The sequence below is a fragment of the Peloplasma aerotolerans genome (genome assembly GCF_030012175.1).
Classification (GTDB): Bacteria; Bacillota_I; Bacilli_A; order Acholeplasmatales; family Acholeplasmataceae; genus Peloplasma; species Peloplasma aerotolerans.
Genome location: NZ_JASCXW010000085.1, coordinates 1 through 931, shown reverse-complemented (window position 1 = coordinate 931; position 931 = coordinate 1). Strand labels below are relative to the sequence as shown.

The 931-nt window shown below is 35.1% G+C and carries 2 protein-coding genes; both read right to left on the bottom strand.

The window, feature by feature from the left end:
- Nucleotides 1-90: 90 nt before the first annotated feature.
- Nucleotides 91-411, bottom strand: coding sequence for a hypothetical protein (locus QJ521_RS09655; RefSeq protein WP_282840275.1), 321 nt, complete (start codon nucleotides 409-411; stop codon nucleotides 91-93).
- Nucleotides 404-931, bottom strand: a 528-nt coding sequence (locus QJ521_RS09650) for a transposase (protein WP_282840274.1), incomplete at its 5' end; no start/stop codon positions are given. The genes QJ521_RS09655 and QJ521_RS09650, both read right to left, overlap by 8 nt.

Genomic DNA, 931 nt, shown 5'->3' with positions numbered 1-931 from the left:
GATAGGAAATTCTATTTATTTTTCCAAAAATCACTATAGACAAAAAGCTCACTTTTAGAAGTGAGTGTAGTGACATGTATAATAAATAACCTAAATCATGAGTTTGTTATAAACATCTAAAGGAACAAAATGCAACTTACCACACTGAGGGCAAGTATCTAAAGGAAAAGGAGAGTTCTCCAATTTCATGTATTCAGCATAAATAGCAAAATTAACTTTAAGAGCAAAGTGACAAGACAAGCATTTCATATCGACCATGACATCGAAATTTGGAATGGAAATAAACTCTGAAAATGAAGAAAGAGGACCAGGAACAAGACCCTGTTCAACAGCAGATTTATACTCAGCATAGAGATTTTGTTTTTGAATAAAAGACATATTAGCTTTAGAAGTCGTAAAGAATTTAGGCATCAGAGATCAACCCTTCTTTCGTAGAATTTGGTAGAAACGAATAATCAAGATTGAGCGTCATGAGTGATCCACAGTGACAACGGATCGGATCAAACTTGTATGTTGATTTAAGGAGATAGCGCCAATTGATCTGGCGTTTAAGATGGCGTATAGATGAAGCAATGAGAAGTTTTTTGATAGAAGGAGATTTCTTCGTCGTTCTGTTAGAATAGAAGCCATAATAACGGATGAGATGGAACCCTTTATCAGGAATATGTTTAATGAGTTTGATCATAAACTTATAAACATGTTCAGTGATGGTTTGTCTACCCAGTTTAAGATCTGCATTAGAAATATGATCATCTTCATGAGGATCAAAGTGCCAAGTGATCATATGAGAAACAGGATCAAAGGCATCAATTCTTGATTCAGCAATAGCGGGATGAGAAGCATAACGTGCGATGTAGTCAGCAATCTGTTTCATTTTTTTGATTGAAGGCTCTTTATTGACCTGAGGGCCATAAGTATAAAAGCCGTGTTT

What these genes read in the sequence shown, in the direction of transcription:
- QJ521_RS09655 (WP_282840275.1), bottom strand. Translation starts at nt 411, where the DNA reads ATGCCTAAATTCTTTACGACTTCTAAAGCTAATATGTCTTTTATTCAA.